The following is a 1,233-nucleotide window of genomic DNA, read 5'->3' as shown; positions in this document are numbered from 1 at the left end:
AAATAGCACAGATAAAAATTCTGGATAAAAATTTTCTTTATGGGTAAAATTCTGAAACTGATTAGTTAAAAACTTATGATCACCATTTCCCCAACTTTCATTTTCTGGCACACCTAACCAGCCTTTTTTCTGGATAAAATATAAAAAGACAATCCTTCCTAATAATTTTTTACTAAAATCACGAATAGCTTTTTCATCACCATTAAAGACAGTTTTAGAAATACCAGGTTGGGAAACCATATATTTACAAAAACCATCATAATGCTTTTTATATTCATCAAAAAATGTTTGGGAGCATCCCAATAATGTAATAAGTATAAATACTCAAGCAATAGCCTGATTGAGATAAGCACAACGCAAGTTCAAAATCTGGGAAACATTTTCTGCCTTCCATTGCGCTCCTGTTATTTTTATCCTGGCTCCAATCTGCTTAATCTTCGACTCCACGCTCCCTGAACCAATGCAAATTCCTAAATCTTGATACAAACCGTAGTCTGGTATTCTCTGGCGATGCTTTTGGACATAATTGGTGGAAATTCACCACGGCCTTATTTTGAGACCCTTTAAACTCCGCTAAGGCCATTTCTATGTTTATCTCATTATCTCGTTCCCAGTCTCTGACTGGGAATGCTATTCAGAGGCTCTGCCTCTGCTATTATTGAAGGCAGAGCCTTCTAGAATTCATTCCCATACAGAGTATGGGAACGAGAAAACGAGAAAAATGTCTGAAGTATGATTTTTAGGATTATTTTGATGAAGATGAGGGATTCATCATAAAAATCATCAAAATCACAAAAATCATAGTTTAGACGTTAATTTAAAATTGCTCTAAATACTGATTAAGATCCTCAATCACACGGGTAAGTTCCGCTTCTGTCGTTAACCGAATCCCTAGATTGCGAATTGTTAACAAAACTTTAGCTGCAAAGGGAGTAGGCCAGATATTAGGATTGCAGAATAGTTCTATGAATACATCCCCAGTGTAACGATACTCTAACGAGGGTTGGGGACTGACTTTACCTGTTCCTGGAGTTTTACTAGCAACAGCTTTGAGGCTTTTCATTAATTCATCTATTGCTGCTTTTAATTCTTGTGCTGCTTGGGGTGAAAAACTGACGGAAACAGAACCTTCTACTAGATTCAGTGTTAGAGGTACAGAAGACATAAGCTACTTATTAACAATAATTCGTAATTATCTATATTACCGGAATATGCTCTCTATTATATTTATAA

The 1,233-nt window shown here is 35.6% G+C and carries 2 protein-coding genes and 1 pseudogene; all 3 read right to left on the bottom strand.

The genetic code is table 11. From position 1 onward, the window contains the following. Positions 1–303 (bottom strand): hypothetical protein (locus tag IQ228_RS26145; protein WP_193965028.1); only part of this gene is annotated, 303 nt, incomplete at its 3' end. A 21-nt stretch (positions 304–324) separates the two neighbouring features. Next, a pseudogene (locus IQ228_RS26140) lies at positions 325–525 on the bottom strand (ISKra4 family transposase); the annotation flags it as partial. Between the two features lie 292 nt (positions 526–817). Beyond that, positions 818–1,165 (bottom strand): hypothetical protein, encoded by a 348-nt coding sequence (locus IQ228_RS26135; RefSeq protein WP_027402149.1) that lies wholly within the window; start codon positions 1,163–1,165, stop codon positions 818–820. Positions 1,166–1,233 lie beyond the last annotated feature (68 nt).

This window comes from Dolichospermum sp. LEGE 00246 (genome assembly GCF_015207865.1).
Lineage (GTDB): Bacteria > Cyanobacteriota > Cyanobacteriia > Cyanobacteriales > Nostocaceae > Dolichospermum > Dolichospermum heterosporum.
The sequence above is the reverse complement of the archived record's forward strand: the minus strand, read 5'-3'. Positions and strand labels throughout refer to the sequence as shown.